This is a genomic window from Chitinophaga niabensis (assembly GCF_900129465.1).
GTDB lineage: Bacteria > Bacteroidota > Bacteroidia > Chitinophagales > Chitinophagaceae > Chitinophaga > Chitinophaga niabensis.
In genome coordinates, this window is the sequence record NZ_FSRA01000001.1 from 1,179,861 (window position 1) to 1,201,022 (window position 21,162).

Annotated in this window: 15 protein-coding genes; 13 read left to right on the forward strand and 2 right to left on the reverse strand. The window is 45.7% G+C overall.

Going from position 1 to position 21,162, the window contains the following annotated elements:
• Nucleotides 1–506 precede the first annotated feature (506 nt).
• The gene (locus BUR42_RS04435) at nt 507–2,351 is read right to left on the reverse strand and encodes a hypothetical protein (RefSeq protein ID WP_074238077.1); all 1,845 of its coding nucleotides are present in this window, start codon (nt 2,349–2,351) and stop codon (nt 507–509) included.
• Nucleotides 2,352–2,428: 77 nt separating this feature from the next.
• Here BUR42_RS04435 and BUR42_RS04440 point away from each other — a divergent pair, with 77 nt between their 5' ends.
• The gene (locus BUR42_RS04440) at nt 2,429–2,884 is read left to right on the forward strand and encodes a NanQ anomerase/TabA/YiaL family protein (RefSeq protein WP_074238078.1); all 456 of its coding nucleotides are present in this window, start codon (nt 2,429–2,431) and stop codon (nt 2,882–2,884) included.
• Here BUR42_RS04440 and BUR42_RS04445 read toward each other — a convergent pair.
• Nucleotides 2,881–3,510 (reverse strand): helix-turn-helix transcriptional regulator, encoded by a 630-nt coding sequence (locus tag BUR42_RS04445; protein ID WP_074238079.1) that lies wholly within the window; start codon nt 3,508–3,510, stop codon nt 2,881–2,883. The two genes, BUR42_RS04440 and BUR42_RS04445, sit on opposite strands and share 4 nt — an antisense overlap.
• A gap of 72 nt (nt 3,511–3,582) precedes the next feature.
• Here BUR42_RS04445 and BUR42_RS04450 point away from each other — a divergent pair, with 72 nt between their 5' ends.
• The 12 genes from BUR42_RS04450 (at nt 3,583) to BUR42_RS04505 (ending at nt 21,162) form a co-directional block, all read left to right on the forward strand.
• Nucleotides 3,583–4,194: a superoxide dismutase gene (locus tag BUR42_RS04450; protein WP_074238080.1), complete on the forward strand. Its 612-nt coding sequence runs from the start codon at nt 3,583–3,585 to the stop codon at nt 4,192–4,194.
• Nucleotides 4,195–4,221: 27 nt separating this feature from the next.
• A complete protein-coding gene (locus tag BUR42_RS04455) occupies nt 4,222–4,869 on the forward strand; it encodes a hypothetical protein (RefSeq protein WP_074238081.1) in 648 nt (215 codons plus the stop codon).
• A gap of 50 nt (nt 4,870–4,919) precedes the next feature.
• Nucleotides 4,920–5,489, forward strand: coding sequence for an RNA polymerase sigma-70 factor (locus BUR42_RS04460; protein WP_084185389.1), 570 nt, complete (start codon nt 4,920–4,922; stop codon nt 5,487–5,489).
• 65 nt (nt 5,490–5,554) lie between these two features.
• Nucleotides 5,555–6,706, forward strand: a complete 1,152-nt coding sequence (locus BUR42_RS04465; RefSeq protein WP_084185390.1) for a FecR family protein — start codon at nt 5,555–5,557, stop codon at nt 6,704–6,706.
• Between the two features lie 222 nt (nt 6,707–6,928).
• The gene (locus BUR42_RS04470) at nt 6,929–10,129 is read left to right on the forward strand and encodes a TonB-dependent receptor (protein ID WP_074238083.1); all 3,201 of its coding nucleotides are present in this window, start codon (nt 6,929–6,931) and stop codon (nt 10,127–10,129) included.
• Nucleotides 10,130–10,140: 11 nt separating this feature from the next.
• Nucleotides 10,141–11,529: a RagB/SusD family nutrient uptake outer membrane protein gene (locus tag BUR42_RS04475; protein WP_074238084.1), complete on the forward strand. Its 1,389-nt coding sequence runs from the start codon at nt 10,141–10,143 to the stop codon at nt 11,527–11,529.
• On the forward strand, nt 11,529–13,316 hold the full coding sequence (locus tag BUR42_RS04480) for a TlpA disulfide reductase family protein (protein ID WP_084185392.1): 1,788 nt from the start codon (nt 11,529–11,531) through the stop codon (nt 13,314–13,316). Before BUR42_RS04475 ends, BUR42_RS04480 begins: the two co-directional genes overlap by 1 nt.
• A 157-nt stretch (nt 13,317–13,473) precedes the next feature.
• A complete protein-coding gene (locus BUR42_RS04485; protein ID WP_200798212.1) occupies nt 13,474–14,172 on the forward strand; it encodes a FadR/GntR family transcriptional regulator in 699 nt (232 codons plus the stop codon).
• Between the two features lie 317 nt (nt 14,173–14,489).
• On the forward strand, nt 14,490–15,599 hold the full coding sequence (locus tag BUR42_RS04490) for a sialidase family protein (protein ID WP_074238086.1): 1,110 nt from the start codon (nt 14,490–14,492) through the stop codon (nt 15,597–15,599).
• Between the two features lie 28 nt (nt 15,600–15,627).
• Nucleotides 15,628–18,552, forward strand: coding sequence for a SusC/RagA family TonB-linked outer membrane protein (locus BUR42_RS04495; protein WP_084185394.1), 2,925 nt, complete (start codon nt 15,628–15,630; stop codon nt 18,550–18,552).
• A gap of 4 nt (nt 18,553–18,556) precedes the next feature.
• Nucleotides 18,557–20,074 (forward strand): RagB/SusD family nutrient uptake outer membrane protein, encoded by a 1,518-nt coding sequence (locus BUR42_RS04500; protein WP_074238088.1) that lies wholly within the window; start codon nt 18,557–18,559, stop codon nt 20,072–20,074.
• The gene (locus BUR42_RS04505; RefSeq protein WP_074238089.1) at nt 20,074–21,162 is read left to right on the forward strand and encodes a sialidase family protein; all 1,089 of its coding nucleotides are present in this window, start codon (nt 20,074–20,076) and stop codon (nt 21,160–21,162) included. The genes BUR42_RS04500 and BUR42_RS04505 overlap by 1 nt, the downstream gene beginning before the upstream one ends.

Below are 21,162 nucleotides of genomic sequence, written 5' to 3' on the forward strand. Positions count from 1 at the left end.
AAATTAGTACGTTTGAGTAACTTCTCCGGAGATGCAGCCTCTATTTACAGTATCTATTATATTACAGCGATAAGGAGGAAGTGCTTTTTTTTAAAGATTTATCTGGAAAATTTAACCACAGCCCTGAAGAAACCATGGATATTGTTAGAAGGCTCCGGCGTATCGGAAGGCATAGAGGATCACTATTCCTGATAAAAACCTACACTTATATTGTATCCGGATCAGTGAAAAGATACTGATTGTTGGAAATGGTGGTTGCAAATCAAAGGATATCAAAAAATGGCAGGAAGATCAGCGGCTCAGTGCGGCAGTGCATGAAATGATGCATTTCTCTGGTATTGTGCATGTAAAGCTGGAGCATGGATCTTTATATATCTCAGACGATGGATTGAACCCACAATTTTACCATAGATACCCTTACAGATATCGAAGGCGTCCTCAAGATCCGTTTACTGGATCTTGAAGGCCCTGCTAAAAAGGGTAAAATAAAAAAATCGGATTGATCCCTATCTGCAATATTCACAATAAAGTCCCCACAACGCTTCCGCATCCAGTAATTGAAAACTGGCCCCTCCGTTACCGGTGGAATTGAAGAACTTACAGAAACGCGGACGGTTGATACTGATGGCGTTCAATACCACCGTTCTTAATTCCGGCACTTTAAATATTTCAGGGGTGAACAGGTGGAGGTTGATATAATAGAAAAGCACATCCTCATTCACATCGATCCTTTTCACGCGATCCTGCAACAGGTCTATGGCATCATTCCTCCTGGAATACCAGGCCAGGTATTTGGCCAGTGCCATGGTTTCTTCATCTGTTAGTTGCAGGTCCTCATAGTTGTCCAGGATATAACCGATAGATTCATCCTTCGCTGCATAATTAAACCTGCGGTAAGTTTGCTCGCTGTAAACAATGTGATAATTGATCAGCATCCTTTTTACGAGGGAAGATGGGATACCCAGCTTTGCAAGTGTGTTAATCTCTTTGAGAAAGTCTGCAGAAGCGATATAACCGGAATCGCTCTTCCATACATTGAAGGTGAGGGAGCAGATGTTATAGAGCACCTTTTTATCTGTGGGATCGAGTTTTAAAAGACCTTCCAGTTTTTCTATGATAGCATCTTCATTTGTAGGGTTTAACTGGTAACGATAGGTTTCCTGGTTGTTGAGCAGGAAGAGATTTTCTTTTGTATGGGGGATCTCCAGTTTATCCAGGTAATTGCCTGCCAGGCGGTTATCAGCTATACGGTCAAACACTTCCCGTTGAACAGCGGAAGCTGTTTTTTTATCTTTCTCTTCCAGTGCTTTTTTGAACTTACTGATCAATACTTCACTGGTAACGTTTTCCAGATCGTTGTTCCTGTTGATGTAAATGGTGATCACTGCTTTTCTGTGCTCCTTTAATACCGGCTCCAGTTGCGCCTGCAAACCTTTATCCTGCAGGCGTTTTTTGATCTCGGGCTGGGGGAGTGGTGTGAGGTTTTCAAAAGCAGTGCCTTTGATATCATCAAAGAATTCTACCCAGTTCTCCGCAGTGGTGATATTGCCGGGGATCTTTGATACCTGGTATTGCTGCAATGCTTTTACAATGGAAGCTGCGCGTTGTTCCTGTAGCTGGAAGTTAAGCTCTGTGCTACCCTCTACGGAAGCATAAGCCCTGATATCCATTTGGGTGATATGGTTACCTGCGAGTTGCAGAGAATCGTATAAAGGTTTTATGTCTGCCGCGTTGTAAACACTTTTACTCTTGGGGAAAGGAATGGTGAACTGCAGCTTGCGCGCATAAAATGAACCGGATGTTTTCCTGTTCATCAAAGTATCTGCAAACAAACCCATGGGCAGGAGTTCCCATAAGCTGCGTTCAATATTCACAAAGTTCATATAATGACAGATCACCCCGTTCTTTATCACCACCAGGTTGCCTTCCAGTTCTTCCTTTTGCAGATGTGCAGGCACTTTTCCCAGCTCAATGGCAATACGCCCATCGTTCTCTTTTTTCATCTTATTCCTTAACTGGGAAAGATAAACTGGTGTGAGGAATTCCCCTTTGGGTATGGTGCGTGCGGGCAGGGGTTTATCACAGTTATACTGACTTTTACGCACAAGGTCCACCGTGATAGCATCTCCCGGTGCGGTGAACAGTTTATTGAAAAAATCGGTATTGTTGGTGAGGAAAACGATGGCTCCATCAGGATTTATCCGGATACCAAACTGCACTTCTTTGGGTTTGCTTTTGAATAATTGTTCGCATGCAGTGCAGGCCGGAGTATTACGGCCATCTTTAAAGCTCTGAGCAATGCTGTGAATAGAACAGGTCAAAACAAACAGCAGGAATAACATGCGCTTCATCGGGCAGGGATTTATAAAACAAAAGAACGAAAAAAATTACATTTTCTGCCTATCTTTCTGCCTCGAATTGATACATCATGATACTAGATACGTTAGAGAATGCTCACCGCTATTATGGGTTGGGCGAGAAGTTCATCAAAGCCTTTGAATACCTGGCCCAGACAGATTTTACCACGTTAGCAAAAGGGAAATACGAAATTGACGGGAAGAACATCTTTGCTATTGTCAATGAATATGAAACCATAGACCCATCCGGGGAGAAAATGGAATCCCACAGGAAATATATTGATGTGCAGTACATTGTAAGCGGGGCTGAACTGATAGGGCACGACTTTATGCAGGAGAAACAGCCTTCCAAAGCTTACAGCGAAGAAGACGACTATATGTTGTTTGCAGAAAAACCTTCTTTCTTTTCCCTGCTGGCACAGGATCACTTTGCTATCTTTTTCCCTACAGACCTGCATATGCCTAACCTGCGTGTAGACGTTCCCGGGCCTGTGAAGAAAGTAGTGATCAAGATCAGCGTGAACTAAGACCCTGTGATCCTGTAGGCACATCTGCGGGCACCGGCCAGGATATGGTCTACCCTTTTAATGTGTGCATTTTTGCCCAATACTGTTTTGAAGGTATTCAATTCAGACTGGCAGAATCCCTGACATACGGTAGCAGCTGCGCAAATAGGGCAATGGTTTTCTATCAGCAGATAACCATCGTCTTCCTTTTTATATTCGGCCATATAACCTTCCCGGTTACGGACCTCTGCAAGCTGCCGCACCTTGCTTTCCAGGTCCGTTAATCCTTTCAGGTCTGCTTTGTATTTAAGGATGCCGATCTTCTCATTGGCATCGATCACGGTTTGAATAGCTGCCTGGCCCAATGTATCCCGCATGGTGTTCAGGATCTTCACCGTCAGTTCCGCATGCGTATCAGGGAACCTGGCATGCCCTGCACTGGTCAAACCCCAGATCTGCTGCGGGCGCCCCCTTCCTTTCGATTCCGTGGTAGCCTGCACCAGCCCTTCGTTGGCGAGCTTCAATAACTGGAAACGCGCCCCCTCCACCGTGATGCCTAGCTCTATAGCAATAGCGGTCAGCGGTTGTGGTCCCCTCGTTTTCAACAGCCATATGGCCTTTTCATTTTCTGCCGGATTATTATTCATAATAAACAAAGCAATTATTTGGTTTATTACTCAAAGGTACTACCTTTGTCAGAGAATTTAAAACATATAGATATGACACATCAATTACCGGTGTTGCCCTACGCATACAATGCCCTGGAGCCATACATCGATGCAAAAACAATGGAGGTCCACCACTCCAAACATCACCAGGCATATGTAGATAATCTCAATAAAGCGCTGGCGGGCACAGCATTTGAAAACACTCCCCTGAAGGAGGTTCTGTCTTCCATTTCCACGCAGCACCTGGCAGTGCGCAACAATGGCGGCGGGCATTATAACCACAGCTTTTTCTGGAACTTACTGCAACCGGGCGGTGCAAAAGAGCCGGGCGCGGCACTGGCCAAAGCCATCGATGATTCATTTGGTTCCCTGGAAACATTTAAGAAGCAATTTGCGGATGCTGCTACTGGCAGGTTTGGCTCCGGCTGGGCATGGCTGGTATTGACAGATAATAAGAAACTGGAGATCACCTCTACGGCTAACCAGGATAATCCCCTCATGGATATCGCAGCACTAAAAGGCACGCCGATACTGGCACTGGATGTATGGGAACATGCTTATTACCTGCACTATCAGAACAGGCGCGCTGATTATATAACCGCTTTCTGGAACGTGGTGAATTGGGATGTTGCAGATAAAAACTTTCAGCAAAAGGGCTTTTAATAAGCCCTTTTTTTATATGTTTAACCCATGAAATTCCCTTGGTTATTTTTAGTTGTACTTTTTGCCTGTAATACACCTGCACCACCACTTAAAACGGTTGAAACACCCAAACCAACTGACAGTATTAAATTAGGCAACTTCACCTTCCTTGATTTTGACCAGAATGGAGATGAGTATCTGTTTGTGGTTTGTAAGGCCGGGGATACCCTGGGGATGATCTATAATACGGATGAGGCTATCACCTACCAGATGGGAGACAGGATAGGGTTGGTATGGAAGGATTCTACCTATACTCCGGCGGGCGATCCGTCTGCTTCCGTTAAAGCGCAGTATGTACAGCAGCATACGCTGGTAAAGGAAGGAGCCCTGAGCGGTTTCCTGAAAAGCCATCCCATCACTTTCAGCTTTGTTTTTCCGGACGCACTAACGGAGTATGCGCACGATATCATTTTCAAAAGAGCCTGTTACTACATGGCCAATACTACCAGCCAGCCACTCAGGAGTATCGTGGATACGCATACGGACAGTGTTACTATACAGGTGGAGGAAATGAATAAGGGTTACCTGCTAAAGTTTAAGCATCTCAGGGATTCCCTGCCGCAGTTGTATATCAATTTTGAGCAACCCTACCAGTTGTATGAGTATGACGGGGTTTCTATCAAGCCTGCCAGCTGATTTTTTTGTAAATTTACCCCTTGGGATCAATAAATAATGAACGAGAATTGATGCAAGGCGTAGCAAGAGGTGATCAGGAGTCCTTCCGGCTGATCTTTCAGCAGCACTATAAGGCATTGTGTTATTTTGCCAGTTCCATTATACAGGATGGGCAGGAGGCAGAAGACCTTGTGCAGGAAACATTTTCCAGGCTTTGGAACAAACGGGCCGATTTCTCTTCTGCTACAAGCATTAAAGCTTTTCTTTATATCGCCACCAAAAACGCCTGTCTCAACTTCCTCAAACAAAAGGAACGGCAATCTTCCCGGGAAAAGGAATTTATTTACCTGCTCCGGGAGCCACTGTCAGACGATTTTGATCCCATCCTCGCTGAAACGGAGATCATCCGGGAATTATATTCTGAGATCGAGAACCTGCCCAAACAATGTCAGCGTGTGTTTAAAATGAGTTACCTGCAGGGCATGAAAAATGAGGAGATTGCCAGTACCCTGGGCATTTCCTATAATACCGTACGCACCCAGAAATTACGTGCCCTGAAACTGATCCGTGCCTCCCTGCTTAAAAAGAACCTGCTGGCGGCATTCTACGCTTATATCGCCTTCATGAAGCTGCACGCTTAAAAAAAACTTTCCCATTCCTTTCATCGAAAATCATATCCCGTTGTTTCTATAGTAAAATAATCAACTTGGAAACAGACGAAAAAGGGGTTTTGCTGCAAAGGGCCAGTTATCTGATACTTCGGCACCTGCGGGATGAAATAACCGCACCCGAGCAGGAAGAACTGCAGGCCTGGATAGCTGCGTCTGCAGAAAACCAACGTTTCTTCGACCAGTTTAAGGATGAGCAGCAGTTGCTGCAAAAACTGCAGCAATTAGGCAGTTTTGATACAGATGCTGCCTGGGAGGCTTTTACTTCCCGCCATTTACCCCCTGCCAAGGTAAGGACCATGCCCTGGAAATGGGTTGCTGCGGCTGCAGTGGTACTGATAGCAGGTGTATACTTCTGGAACCAGCAAAAGCCGGCTATAGAGCAAACGGTTGTATCCGAACTCGTGAATGATGTAAAGCCCGGCACCAGTAAAGCCATCCTCACCCTTGGAGATGGATCTGTTGTAACGCTGGACAGTGCGGGGAATAAAGTGATCGGGCAGGGGATCAGGCAAGCTGGTGGTCAGTTGGAATATGGGGAACAGGCGGCTGTTAGTTTCAATACACTTACCACACCTAAAGGCGGGCAATTCCAGATCACCCTGGCAGACGGAACTAAAATATGGCTGAACGCGGCTTCTTCTTTACGTTATCCCACAGCATTTGCAGGGGGGACACGTAAAGTGGAGGTAACCGGTGAGGCTTATTTTGAAGTAGCAAAGAATGCAGCAATGCCCTTTATTGTGCAGATCAATGCACAAACAGCCGTAGAAGTACTGGGTACCAGCTTTAACATCAATGCCTATACCAATGAGGCCAGTATCAAAACCACTTTAATTGAGGGAGCTGTAAGATTAACGGTGAATGAACAGTCCCGCACACTTTCTCCCGGCCAGCAGGCACAGGTGAACAGCCAGGGAGAGATTCGCCTGGTAGAGAAAGCAGACCTGGATGAGGCCCTGGCATGGAAGCATGAGATCTTCTATTTCAGGAATGCAGACCTCCAGGCAGTGATGCGGCAGCTGGAAAGATGGTACGATGTGGAAATAAGCTATAGCGGAAAGATCCCTCCGCGCAGGTTCCAGGGAGAGATCCAGCGGAACTTAAATTTATCAGATGTACTGGAAGGCCTGAAGAATACAGAAATCAACTTCAGTATCGAAGGCCGGAAGATCATAGTAAAACCATAAACATTAAAAAAAAGGAAACCGGAGGCGCTTGGACCCGCCCCCGGCTATGCCTGGATGAGGAGTATACCAACCTTTCTTGACAAAATATTGATCACACCTTCCAAACAATGCAAATCTATGCAATTGAATCATCATGTTAAAGCCCGATCTATACCGGGGCTTTCATCAACCAAATGGCCGTTCAGGAGGTTATTTACTGAACGAAGTAAAACTGTTCTAATCATGCGATTGACCTTACTGCTCATAACAGTCGCCTGCCTTAAAGTTACCGCGGGAACTTACGCACAGTCGGTTTCCGTATCCCTTAAAAAGGCACCACTGGAAGAAGTTTTCTCTACTGTAAAGCAGCAGACAGGTTTCCTGTTCTTTTACGACAGGGATATGCTGCACGGTACCAAACCGGTGACCATACAGGCGAATAATCTTGCCCTGCAGGAATTCCTGGCGGCGGTGTTTAAAGACCAGCCACTGGATTACGCCATCAAGAACAAAACGATCTTCATCAAAAGAAAGCCAACTCCTTCCGCCAATACTGTAGTTGTTGCTCCCGTGCCCGTGAATGGTATCGTGAAAGATGCCAATGGGGAAGCCCTCATTGGTGTAAGTATCAGGGTGAAAGGAACTTCCACCGGTACTGTGACCAATGCAGAAGGTAAGTTCTCGTTAAATGCTGAAGCCGGGCAGATACTGGTGATCTCCTATGTAGGATTTGAAGCACAGGAAGTAACAGCTACCAGTGCGCAATTCCTGAATATCCTCCTGAAGCCTTCTTCCAGCTCTTTGGATGAAACAGTGGTAATAGGCTATGGAACTGCGATCCGCCGTACCAATACAGGTAGTGTATCCAGTGTGAAAGCGAAAGACCTGGCTAATCAGCCTGTTATGGATCCGCTGGGGGCGTTACAGGGAAGGATACCCGGCTTGTCCGTGATGTCTTCCAACGGGTTACCCGGTTCCAGTTTTAAGGTAATGTTGCGTGGACAGAATTCCATCTCCGGTGGCAATGAACCTTTGTATATCATCGACGGGGTGCCTTTCTATTCCGAACCCCTGAACCAGTCCACTTTCAAATCTGCCAATGGTGAACAAAGTCCGCTGGCCGCATTGAACATTGCAGATATTGAACGGATAGATGTATTGAAAGATGCGGATGCTACCGCTATTTATGGTTCCCGTGGTGCAAACGGCGTGATCCTGATCACTACTAAAAAAGGCAAAGCCGGTAAAACACAGTTTAACTTCAATGCGTTCACCGGCGGAAGTAAGGTGACGAACAGGATAGATATGCTGAATACAGAGCAGTTCGTTCAAATGCGTAAAGAAGCATTTGCGAATGATGGTAAAGTACCGGATGAAACTACGGCGCCTGACCTCACACTTTGGAGCCAAACACAAACTACGGATTGGCAAAAGCGCCTGGCCGGAAATACTGCAGAGCAATTACAGGTACAGGGATCTGTTTCCGGAGGTAATGAAAATACGCGTTACCTGCTGAGCGGTACTTATCGTAAGGACGGAACTGTGCTGCCGAATGATAATGCGTTCAAACGAGGTTCCGTACACTTGAATATTGATCACAGCAGTGATGATAAAAAGTTCAATATCTCTGCTTCTGTGAATTACGCAGGCATAAAAGATAATTCCCTGGCCAGCGATCTTACTACTTTCTTTGACATGGCACCTAATTACCCCGGATTCAACCCGGATGGCAGTTATTACTGGTTTAAGGATGAACAGAATCCGGAGGCGTACCTGCTGAGAAGGTCTGATTCACGCACTACTAACCTTATCGCCAATAGTGTGATCAGGTACAATATCATCAAAGGTTTGGATATAAGCGTTAACCTGGGATATAATAAATCGGACATGGATCAGAAGCAGATCTACCCGACCAAAGTATTCAATCCCACTACGTCAACCGGTAGCTTTTCCTACTTCGGGAACAGTAGCATTGAAGGTTATATCGTAGAACCACAGATCAATTACACTACACAGATAGATAAAGGCAAATTGCAATTACTTGCAGGTGGTACATTCCAGGAGAAACTTTCTCAGGGCCAAAGTTTCCTGGCGGAGAATTATTCCAGCGATGCTTTGCTGGAAGATATTAAATCTGCCGGAAAGCTAACCGCCAGGCCTTCTCTTTACCAGTACTACCGTTATAATTCCGTATTCGGAAGAGCTACCTATAACTGGGATGAACGTTATGTATTGAATGCTACCTTCCGTCGTGATGGCTCTACGCGTTTCGGACCCGGCAAGCGCTTTGGTAACTTTGGTTCCGTAGGTGCCGCATGGATCTTCAGCAACGAATCCTTTATTCCTGAAGGTTCTGTGCTCAGCTATGGTAAACTGCGGGCCAGTTATGGCACCACCGGTAATGACCTGATAGGAGAATACAGATACCTGGATAGCTGGCTCTCCACTGCTTATCCCTACGATAATGTAGCCGGCCTTAGCCCGTCAAGACTGGCTAATCCAGACTATCGCTGGGAAGAGAACAGGAAAATGGAAGCAGGTCTGGAACTGGGTTTCATCAAAGACCGCATCCTGTTAACTACCAACTACTACCGTAATATTTCCACCAATCAGCTAGTGGACTTTCAGCTGTCTCCACAGGTTGGGTTTTCATCTCTCACAGCTAACTTCCCGGCTAAAGTATTGAATGCAGGCTGGGAGTTTGAGTTGAGTACAGTGAACGTAGATAAAAGATCTTTCTCCTGGAAATCTTCTTTTAACCTCACGTTTAATAAGAATGAGCTGATGGCTTATCCTGATTTTGAATCTTCCGCCTATACATATGATTACGCGATCGGTAAATCACTCACTATTGTAAAAGGCTACCAGTTTACAGGAGTAGATCCGCAAACCGGGAAAGCTACTTTCCTGGATATAGATAAGAACGGAACTATTGCAGAGAATGATGATGAAGTAATAATGGGTAAAACCATGCCTGATTTTTATGGCGGTTTGCAAAACACTTTTGTATTTAAAGGGTTTGAGCTGGATTTTCTCTTCCAGTTTGTGAAACAGGAAGGGCGCCTGCTGAACTATGGCAGATTGTCTGGTTTATACGGTGGCTTAAGGAATAAAGACATCAGTGCTTTGAACCGCTGGCAAAAAGCAGGAGATATAAAGAGCATTCCCAAAGCAGTACTTATCTCAGGAAATTCAACCTTTGATCTTTATCGCGAATCAACCGCCGTATGGGGAGATGCTTCATTCATCCGCCTGAAGAACATATCATTGCGTTATGATCTGTCCCGGTTCACAAAAGGCTGGAAGCTGGATAAAGTAAGTGTATTTGCCATGGCACAAAACCTGTTCACCATCACCAGCTATGATGGCTTTGATCCTGAAACACAAGGTTATGTAATGCCGCCGATGAAAACAATCACGGCTGGTTTGAATGTTGCATTCTAAAAATTATAACAATGAAAAAACTTCATATACTGCTCATTGGTCTTTCACTCACTTTGTTCTCCTGTTCAAAGTATGTAGAAACACCAACACCGAAGAATGAACTCGCTTCGAGCCTTGTTTTTACAGACGACAAAACAGCTACGGCTTCTGTTACCGGCTTATACAGCGACATGAACCAATTGAACTATTATTTTGCAAATGTGTTGATGAGTTATCTCTCTGCTATGCAGGCAGATGACCTGTATTATTATACAAACTTTGCCAACTATGATGTGTTCCAGCAGAATATGCTGCTGCCCAGCAGCCAGTATGTACAAAGCATGTGGAGGGATCAGTACAGTTATATCTATCAAACGAATGCCTGTATAGAAGGCCTTTCTGCAGCACAGGGATTAACACCTGCCGTGAAAGACCAGTTATTGGGAGAGTCTTATTTCATGCGCGCTTTCTTTCACTTCTACCTGGTGAATATGTATGGGGATGTTCCATTGATCACCAGCACAGATTGGAGAGTGAACAACGTGAAACCGAGAGAGAAAACCGCTGTGGTATATGCACAGATCATCAGCGATCTTACAGAAGCTAAAAAGCTGATGGGAGCTAATTACCCCACAGGTCAGCGTATCCGTCCGAATAAGGCTGCCGCCACTGCTTTGCTGGCCAGAACATACCTGTATAACAAACAATGGGCACTGGCAGAAGCAGAAGCAAACGAAGTGATCACAAACGGTCAGTATTCTTTGCTGAAGGATCTGAACGCAGTATTCCTGGCCAACAGCCGGGAAGCTATCTGGCAATTACAACCGGTAAACGTAGCTGGTGGCCGTAATACCTGGGAAGGTTTTACATCAACACCGCCAACGTCCACGGCTACTGCATTATTCAGACTGGATACCTTAAACCTGATCCGCAAATTTGAAACAGGCGATCAGCGCCTGGCTAAATGGACGGACTTCCGTAAAACAACTGCGGGCGCTACTTATTATCTGCCACTTAAATATAAAGTACGTACCAACCCCAGCGGTGCAGTAACGGAATTTTCCATGGTGATGCGTGTGGCAGAACAGTTCCTGATCCGTGCAGAAGCACGCGTACAGCAGGATAAACTGGAAACCGGCCGTGCAGATCTGGATTCCATCCGTATGCGCGCAGGTTTGCTGGCATTGCCCACCAACCTGGATAAAGCAGCGCTGATCAGTGCCGTAGAGAAAGAACGTAAGATGGAACTCTTTGTAGAGTGGGGGCACCGCTGGTTTGACCTGAAACGTACTAACAGATCAACTGTTGTACTAGGTCCCATCAAAGGAGCTAACTGGCAGGCCACAGATACGATCTATCCGATTCCCAGCGATGCTGTAAGAACGAATGTATTTCTCACGCAGAATGAAGGGTACAAATAATGAAACGATTAATAGCGATACTGTTCATCTTAATAGGAAAGATCACACTGGCACAACAGCCAGTGACGATCTCTCCGCAATACCCGCAACGGGGGCAAACTGTGACGGTTACATATGACCCTGCTGCGGCAGGCGCACAGATCCCCGCCAGCGCTACAACTGTTACACTTGTTTTCTCTTATTCCACTTTTTATGATCTGCCCTGGCGGATAGATATGGAAAAGAAAGGAGAAGTATGGACGGCTTCTTTTGCACTGGCAAAGTTTGCCGCCTTTGCTACTTTCTACCTGCAAAGCGGTGAAGCTATTCAGAAACCGGGGCCAGACAGTCATTATGAAGTAATGGTGTATGAACATAAAACCCCGGTGCAGAATAGTAATCTGTACAGGGGATACAGCCTGAGCGCACAAATGAGGAAATCCCCCGAGGTGGCAGTAAAGCAGGCAGAGCAATATGAAAAAGAATTGACGCTGTATCCCACCAACTATGAAGCAAAACTGCGTTTACTCGTCTACAAAATGAGCAAAGCAGATGATAAGGATAAAAAGTGGCTCAGGGAACAGGCGCACAAAGTGATCGCAGATAAGTTCTATGAAGCGCCCACCGTTATGGGAAATATCAACAAAGTAACAATGGGTTACCTGATCATAGGAGAGAACAGCCGCCTCGATTCCATTCGCAAAGTGATCAGGGAGAAATACCCTGATTCAGAAGTGGGTCGCGACCTGGTGACAGACATGATCTCCAAAGAAAAGGACACCACTAAACAGATTGCTTTGTTTGAAAAGGAGTTGAAGAAGGAAACAAAACAGAATGCTGCATCTTTTTCAGCAATGCACCGCCAGTTGTTTGAATTATACGCTGCAAAAAAGAACGGCAGCAAAGCTTTACTGCATGCATCTAAGTTTTCCAGTAACGATGATAGCCCGTATAAACCGGAAACGTTGAAGATGGTTGCGCAAACGTTGATGGAGAACAATATTGCGTTAGACTCTGCGCGTGCTTATGCACAACGCTCATTGGCCATGGCAGATAAATTCCCTACTGGTATCATCCGTCATTTCCCGGAAACAGGGTACATCCTTCCTTATGCGAATGATAGCACCCGGAAAGCCGTGTTTGACAGATCTTCCGCCAATCTGTTGTCCATCCTGGCACTGATAGATATGAAGGCAGGCCGTTTACCGGAAGCCTCCGGGAATATGGATAAAGCGCTGCAATTATCATCAGATAAGGAAACACTGGATAACGCAGGCGTGTTCTTTCAGCAGACCGGTAATACAGCCAGGTTAGCGGAATTACAGGTGCTTCGGGAAAAACTGATGCAGGAGAAAATAGCAAAGCTCCGTACCAACAGACCGGTTCCTGCACTGAACACTTTTGTTGATATGAAAGGAGACCCGGTTCCTCCGGAAACCTGGAAGAACAAGATCCTGGTCATTGACTTCTGGGCTACCTGGTGTATTCCCTGCATGGAGGAAATGCCTTACCTCCAGAAGATCTACGACAAGTATAAGAACAACCCAAACATTGCTTTCCTCGTAGTGAACAGCGGTGCACGCAATACGTTAAAAGATGCGCAGGGCTGGAGCGGGCATAAGAAGTATTCCTTCCCGGTGTACTATAATACGGATCCTGCTATCGGAGATAAGTTCAAATTCAATATCATTCCTGCTACTTATATTATCGATAAGGAAGGAAATATACAGTTTGCCAATGTAGGATTCGAAGGGGCAGAAGTGGAAACAAAACTGAAGCTCCAGATTGAGATGCTGTTGAAGAACTAGCTTATTACAATGCTGCCCAAAATAGCTGCTGATCAATAAAGTATTTCCATTAAAACAAAAGTTTTACCTGGCGCCCCACAGCGCCAGGTAATCTTTTTTAGGGGGAATCGATACACTTTGTATATTTGTAGTACATAATGGACAAAGCTATCAGCGCATGATGAAAGAAGATGATAAAAACGATCTGAGCAAAAACCTCGGTCGCGTAAGGGCCAATACAATGGCTGATTCGGTAGAAGTCAAACTCCGCCAGTATCTCAAGAAGATGTCCTTTAAACCGGGGGATGCCCTCCCCAAGGAAACAGACCTTGCCGAAGCGCTGGGTGTAAGCCGGAACGTGGTAAGAGAGGCCCTGAGCCGTTTACGTATGTTAGGTATGATCGAAACCCGTAAACGCAAAGGCATGGTACTGGCCAGCCCGGATATCCTGCAAGCCTTTGAACGGGTACTCGATCCCCTTATTATAGACGATACCACCTTAAGAGATGTATTTGAACTGCGGTTGGTCCTGGAAATGGGACTGGCAGACCTATTATATGCCCGCATGACAGATGATGATATTGATGAACTGGAAGAAATAGCCAACAGCGAGATCAACAAAGACAAGTCCTTCCTCGTAAAGAATGAGATCGCTTTCCATGGCAAGCTCTATGAAATGACGGGGAATAGTACTCTTAAACGTTTCCAGATCATGCTGCTCCCTGTTTTTGCTTATGTGATCACCCTCGTTGATAAACCCACCAGTGGCAAGATTGACCACAGGGGATTGGTAAGTATCTTAAAGAACGGAACTAAGGAAGATTTTAAGAAAGCGATGTACGAACATCTGAAGCCCCACTTTGATCGTATAAAGTGATTAGCACCCGTGACCGTTAAAATAACCTAAGTACATTGCGGCGCTGTAAAATGACCCAAGCTCTCCCGCATGCCTTCGCATAAAATGATCTAAGCACTCTCGTACACCTTCATATACAATAATCTAACCCCGCATACCTTCACATTAAATAACCCAAGCACTCCCAGTTACCTCCCCAACCCACACAATCCCCTCCCAACAAGCATTCCCAAGTTTTAAGCAAAAAAATTAGGAAAGCTTAGGAATTATTTTTTAGATTTGTCAATATGTAGTACATATAGAACATATCACCTTCACATAATCAAATCTCCACAGTTATGACTTTAAGCAAGATACTTTTGCTTACAGGCCTCTTTATGCCTTTTATTTCCGGAAGCCGGTCGGTTTTGCCTGTTGTAGATCTATCAGCAGACTCTACCCGGCAGGTAGTGGTAGCACAGGGTACACCAGATATTTACAATGGCCAGCCCACCACCGTACTCATGCCGGACGGAAAAACCATCCACTGCGTATGGACCTATGGCCATGGTGGAAAATGCGGCCCGGCCAAAAGAAGTGACGACGGCGGACGTACCTGGGTACATCAACCTGTACCTGAAAACTGGAGTACCGCAATGAATTGCCCTGCCGTTTATCTCTTACCCCGCCCGGATGGAGGACAAAATGTAATCGCATTTGCAGGAAGCGGACCAGATCACCAGATGCAGCAGGCCCTGTTAAAGGATAATACCTGGGGCCCGATGAAAAGCAACGGCCTGGACCTCACCGGTATGCCATTCTGCACCATCATACCCATAGACGGTGGAAAAAGATTACTGGGCATGACCAACCAAAGAAGACCCGGAGAAAAGGTCGAAAAGAAATCATGCATCCTCGTACAAAGCATCTCTGAAGATGGCGGACTCACCTGGTCGCCACTACAAACAACTTTAGATACCATGGGTTTGAAACCCTGCGAACCGGAGATCATACGGTCACCTTCCGGAAAACAACTGCTTTGCCTGATCCGGGAAAACGATTATCATATTTCGCTGTACATGCTCAGTAATGATGAAGGCAGAACATGGTCTACTATCAAACCACTCCCCGAAGGATTGTGGGGAGACAGGCACAAAGCAAGATACAGTCCGGATGGAAGACTTGTAGTAGTTTTCAGGGATACCGGAAAGAAAAGTGCCACCAAAGACCACTACATGGCATGGGTAGGGACCTATGAAGATATCATCCAGGGCAAACCCGGACAATACCGGATAAAGTTACTCCACAGTTATAAAACATGGGATTGCGGGTACAGCGGGCTGGAATTACTGCCGGACCAGACGTTCGTGGCTACTACTTATATCAAATACAGGCCCGGAGAGAACAAAAATTCAATAGTGAGCACCCGCTTTACATTGTCTGAAACAGACAGGCTCGCACGCCAATAGCTTTCACCGTTATGAAAAAACTAATACCATGAAGAAATTAATTACTACGTTATGTATGCTCTGTGGCCTGCTGTTTACTGCAGGCGCACAGGTCATAACAGGCACCGTCAATCTTCCCGGAGCAAACATCCTCGAAAAAGGAAAAACGAATGCAACCAAATCAGATGCTGTGGGTAATTATAAGATCCGCGTTTCGGATCCCAACGCTACATTGATCTTTTCCTATGTTGGGTATAAAACAAAGGAAGTAAAGATCAGCGGCCAATCTACCATTCATGTAGAACTGGAACTCTCTGCTTCTTCCGTACAGGAAGTAGTAGTGGTGGGTTATGGTACACAACAACGGAAGGATATCACAGGATCTATCTCCACTATTTCAGCCAGTAAGATCAAAAATCAACCAGCGGTAAGCGTGGATCAGTTATTACAGGGAAGAGCTGCTGGTGTGGATGTTTCACAGGCTTCCGGAGCTCCCGGCGGACGATTGAATATCCGCATCAGGGGAGCCAGTTCTCTGAATGCAGGTAACGAACCCCTTTTTGTAATTGATGATGTGCCGGTTTATAATAGCAGCAAAGACCCTTCCGGTACTTCTTATGGAACATTCACTGCCACCAATGCATTGGCTTCACTGAACCCGAATGATATTGAATCCATCCAGGTATTGAAAGATGCTTCTGCTACCGCTATTTACGGCTCCAGGGGATCTAACGGGGTAATTATCATTACCACCAAACGCGGATCAGGTAACGGGATAGCTGTGGACTACAATGGCTACTACGGTGTGCAAACGGTAGCGAATAAACTGAAACTGATGAATGGAGCGCAGCATGCTGCATTCCTGAACGACTGGGCACAAACCCGCAACCTGCCCATCCCTTTTGCCAGGCCGGATTCCATCGGAAAAGGAACAGACTGGCAGGATGAACTGTTCCGGCCTGCGATGATCCAGAACCACCAGGTGTCTTTATCCAGCGGAAAAGGAAACCTTAAATACTTTGTTTCCGGTAACTATTATAACCAGGATGGGATTGTGATCAATTCCAACATGAAACGATATTCCTTCCGCGTAAATGCAGATGCAAAGATCAATGAGAAAGTAAAAGTTTCACAGTCTTTGTCTTACAGCAGAACCATCAACCGCTCTGTACCCACTACAGGAGCAGGCAGCGGTAACGTGAGGTCTGTAGGAGAGAAGATCTACGATACTTCTCCCACCATTCCTGTATTTGATGAAAATGGAGATTACGTGGATTACTGGTACAATGCAGGAAAAGCAGAAAGCCCTGTAGCTTCTTTGCTCAGCGTAAAGAACAAACTGGAAGGAGATAATTTCTTAGGGAATGTTGCCCTTGAATACAAACCGATAGAAAACCTCACCTTCAGATCGCTGCTCGGCATTAACCTTACCAACAGGAGCAACCAGGAATATTATCCCAGGGCAACCACCTATATAGGAGGGCTTTTGGGAGGCCTGGGCATGATCGGGGAAAGGAAGATCACCAATATCCTCAATGAGAATACAGTACGGTATACAAAGATCTTTAAACAGAAACACAACCTGGAATTACTGGGTGGTTTTACCTGGCAGAAGGAACAGGACTTCAGCGCTACCACGGAACCTTCCGGTTTTGCAGACGACAGGTTAGGGCTCAATTCCATAGGAAGCGCTACCGGCGCTACGATCATTGGTTCTTCTTTAACAGAATGGAGCATGGCTTCTTTCATTGGAAGGGTTAATTATCAGTATGATAATAAATATTTGTTGACAGCATCTTTCAGGGCAGACGGTTCTTCTAAATTCGGCGCAGATAACAAATGGGGCTATTTCCCTTCCGTAGCGCTGGGATACCGTTTATCTGAAGAGCCTTTTATGAAAGGCCTGAAATTCATTTCCGATCTGAAATTAAGAGGCAGTTACGGGCTTACCGGTAACCAGGAGATCGGAAGTTATCAGTCCCTCGCTACTTTAACCACTTCCAACGCCTATATCTTTGATAACAAACTGGTACCTGCTGCCAGGCATACAAGATTAGAAAACGGGGAATTGAAATGGGAGAAAACAGGGCAGTGGGATGTTGGATTGGATGCAGCTTTCTTTAATAACCGCCTGAGATTAACAGCAGATTATTATAAGAAAGATACACGGAACCTCTTATTCACCATCGATCTGCAGGCGTATTCCGGCTACAGCAGTGCGCTCTATAATACAGGCGGATTACAGAATAAAGGATTTGAAATAAGCCTGGGTGGAGACATCTTCACCGGTAACTTTACCTGGACGGCGGACATGAACCTCGGGCATAATAAATCAAAGATCACCTCCTTAGGCCGCGCCACCTCTACCACCTTATTTGTTGGTTATCCTCCCGGCAACTTCTTAGGATATGTGTATGAAGGAGTATTTCATACACAGGCCGAAATTGATGCACAAACCGTGCAAACCAATGTTAAACCCGGAGACGCAAGATACAAAGACGTTACCGGTGATGGATTCCTGAATGCGGACGACAGGATAGTAATGGGGAATTCCCTGCCTGAATTCACCTATGGCATCAGTAATGTATTCGGATACAGGAATTTCAGCTTAACGGTATTCCTCCAGGGATCTGCAAAAGCGGATAGAACGGAAGGTACTGGTTTGAATGATCCTTCCGGAACAGGCAATAAATCCCTGAACCTTTTAAACAGGTGGACGCCTTCGAATCCTGACAGCAATATCCCAAGAGCAGGTTACAGCAATGTATTGACTTCCACGTATCAGCTAATGGATGCTTCCTATCTGAAGATAAGGAACGTGCAGCTGAGTTATACTTTCCGCTCAGGCTCCAGTGTTTACCTGTCCGGCCAGAACCTGTTAACGAAAACAGATTACATCGGCTATGACCCAGATGGCGGTGGAGGATATCCCACTGCAACCACACTCATGTTTGGCGTAAACCTTAAACTCTAGAACCATGCAAACAACCACTAAAAATATAGCTACTGCTTTACTTGTACTCGCAGGTGTTTCATTTACTTCCTGCGCAAAGTTCCTGGAAGAAGAACCTAAGAGTTTCCTGGCACCGGAGAACTATTATAAAACAGCAGAAGATGCATTTATAGCACTTACAGGAGCTTATGATGCATTGGGGAGCGGTGGTGAAACATATATAGCCAGAAGGCTGCAATACCTTACCTGGTTCACATCTGATGAGGCATTGCCACCAACGCTTACCGCAGAAAAACCTTTGGATGAATTCAGTTATGTGTCTGATAACGATGATGTATCCCGGGTATGGAATTCCATGTATGCCGCCATCAATCAAGCCAATATCGTACTCAACAGGGTAGCGAAGATAAATATGGATGAAAACCTGAAAACGCAGTATCTCGCAGAAGCGCACTTCCTCAGGGCACTAAGTTACTTTTATGGTGTAAGGTTATGGGGCGACCTTCCGCTGGTGGCAAAAGAAGTAACAGCTATCAGTGAAGTGGATATTGCCAGATCACCGATCAGTGATGTGTATGCCCTGATCATCTCAGACCTGGAATTTGCAGGTTTGCACCTGGCACCTTCCAATCAAAATGGACGGGCAAGGAAGGGAGCTGCAAAAGCTTTGCTGGCAAAGGTCTATCTGACCAGGGCTTCCTCAGCAGCCAAACAAGCGGACGATTATCAGAAATGTGCAGACCTCTGTAATGAAGTATTGACAATGCCTGAGCATGTACTGTTACCTGATTATGAAAAAGCGGTAGGAGGAGAGGATGAGTTTAATAAAGAATCACTGTTTGAGTGGCAGGGAGACCGTGTTTTAACTACTTCAAGCGAATTGTCTATCTTAGGTTCTTTCTCTTTACCAAGAGGAATGTATGTAATACCAGGGCAGGCTGCTTCTGACGGAGGATCTATTGTAAGTGAAGTAGCCTATTTCAACCGTTATCCTGATAATGATTACCGTAAAGAATGTACCTTCTATATTTCGGGGCCTGATAAGAATGGGAATACTATCACCTGGCAGCAATTAGCAGTGCCTTATCCAAGCCCGGCAAAAAAGTACATCAATAAAACCAGCACCACAAGGGATGCTGCTGCCTTTTCCGGAAACTTTGTAGTGCTCAGGCTTTCTGATGTTTACCTGATGAGGGCAGAAGCGTTGAATGAGATATCAGGGCCTACCGCGGATGCATATACCATGATCAATGCCATCAGGGGAAGAGCAAGAAAGAGGAACGGCACCAATCCCTCTGCCACACCGGCTGACCTGTCTGGCTTAACAAAAGATTCCTTCCGGGATGCAGTGCTGAATGAACGTGTGCTGGAACTGGGATTTGAAGGCCATCGCTGGTTCGACCTGGTAAGGACAAAAAGGCTGGTAGAAACTATCAGGGCTATTCATCCTACCTATCCTGTTACGGATAAAAACCTGCTGTTCCCCATCCCCGCCAATGAAATAAAACTGAATCCTAAGATCATACAGAATCCGGAATGGTAATGAAAGTGATAAAGATCATACTGCTGCTGATCTGTCCCTTCCTGGCGAAAGGGCAGAAAACAACCCTGTGGACAGCAAACGAAAACGGCATATTCGCACACTTTGTGTATGGACTTACGGTAACGGATAAAGGGACCATCCTGGCCTTTGCCGAAGCCCGGATAACAGAAAGTGCAGACGATGGTGCGCACCACATCGTTTTGAAACGAAGCACAGATAAAGGCAATAATTTTTCGCCTTCCGTTATTCTCGTGAAAAGTGTGGATGGCCAATCCTGGACGAACCCTACAATTGTGCAGGACAGTAAAACAAGCGAGCTGTTCCTTTTCTATGCCCTTAACCATCACAATACCAGTACACAGGTGTTTTACATCAGCAGTAAAGATGATGGGCTTTCATGGTCTGCTGCTACAGAGATCACTGCCATCTTTGAGCATAATAAACAAGCCTGGACCTTTCATCTGCCCGGTCCCGGGCATGGTATTCAATGGAAGAACAAACGCCTGATCGTTCCGGTATGGCATAGGAGATCTATTTCCTTCGCCGCTGCGGAAAGAGCATACGGTGTTAATTGTATCTACAGTGATGATCATGGTAAAACATGGAAGGTAGGTGAAGATGCCCCGGTAGGGCAGTTTAACGAATCACAGATCGTAACAAAAGCAAACGGGGATATCCTGCTGATAGGCCGTACGCATGCAGGAAAAGATGGTTCCTTCCAGGCGAAGGTGATCAGTAAAGACAAAGGTATCACCTGGTCTTCTCCCCTGGAATATGATAAAGGCCTCACTGGCAGTGTATGTGATATAGGATTGGTACGGTATGCCACAAAGCCCAATATCATCCTCGTATCGCAGCCGGCAGACCTTAAAAAAAGAAGGGACCTCACCATCAGGTTAAGCAGAGATGATGGTAACACATGGGCAGTGAATAAACTCCTGCAGGAAGGCAGCGCTACGTATTCAGACCTGGCGGTGCTGCCCGATAAAAGTATCCTTTGCATGTACGGGCATGGAGGAAACAAACATATGCCGGATACGGTATCACTGGCTCGTTTTAGTTTAGCGTGGCTATCAGATAAGAAATAA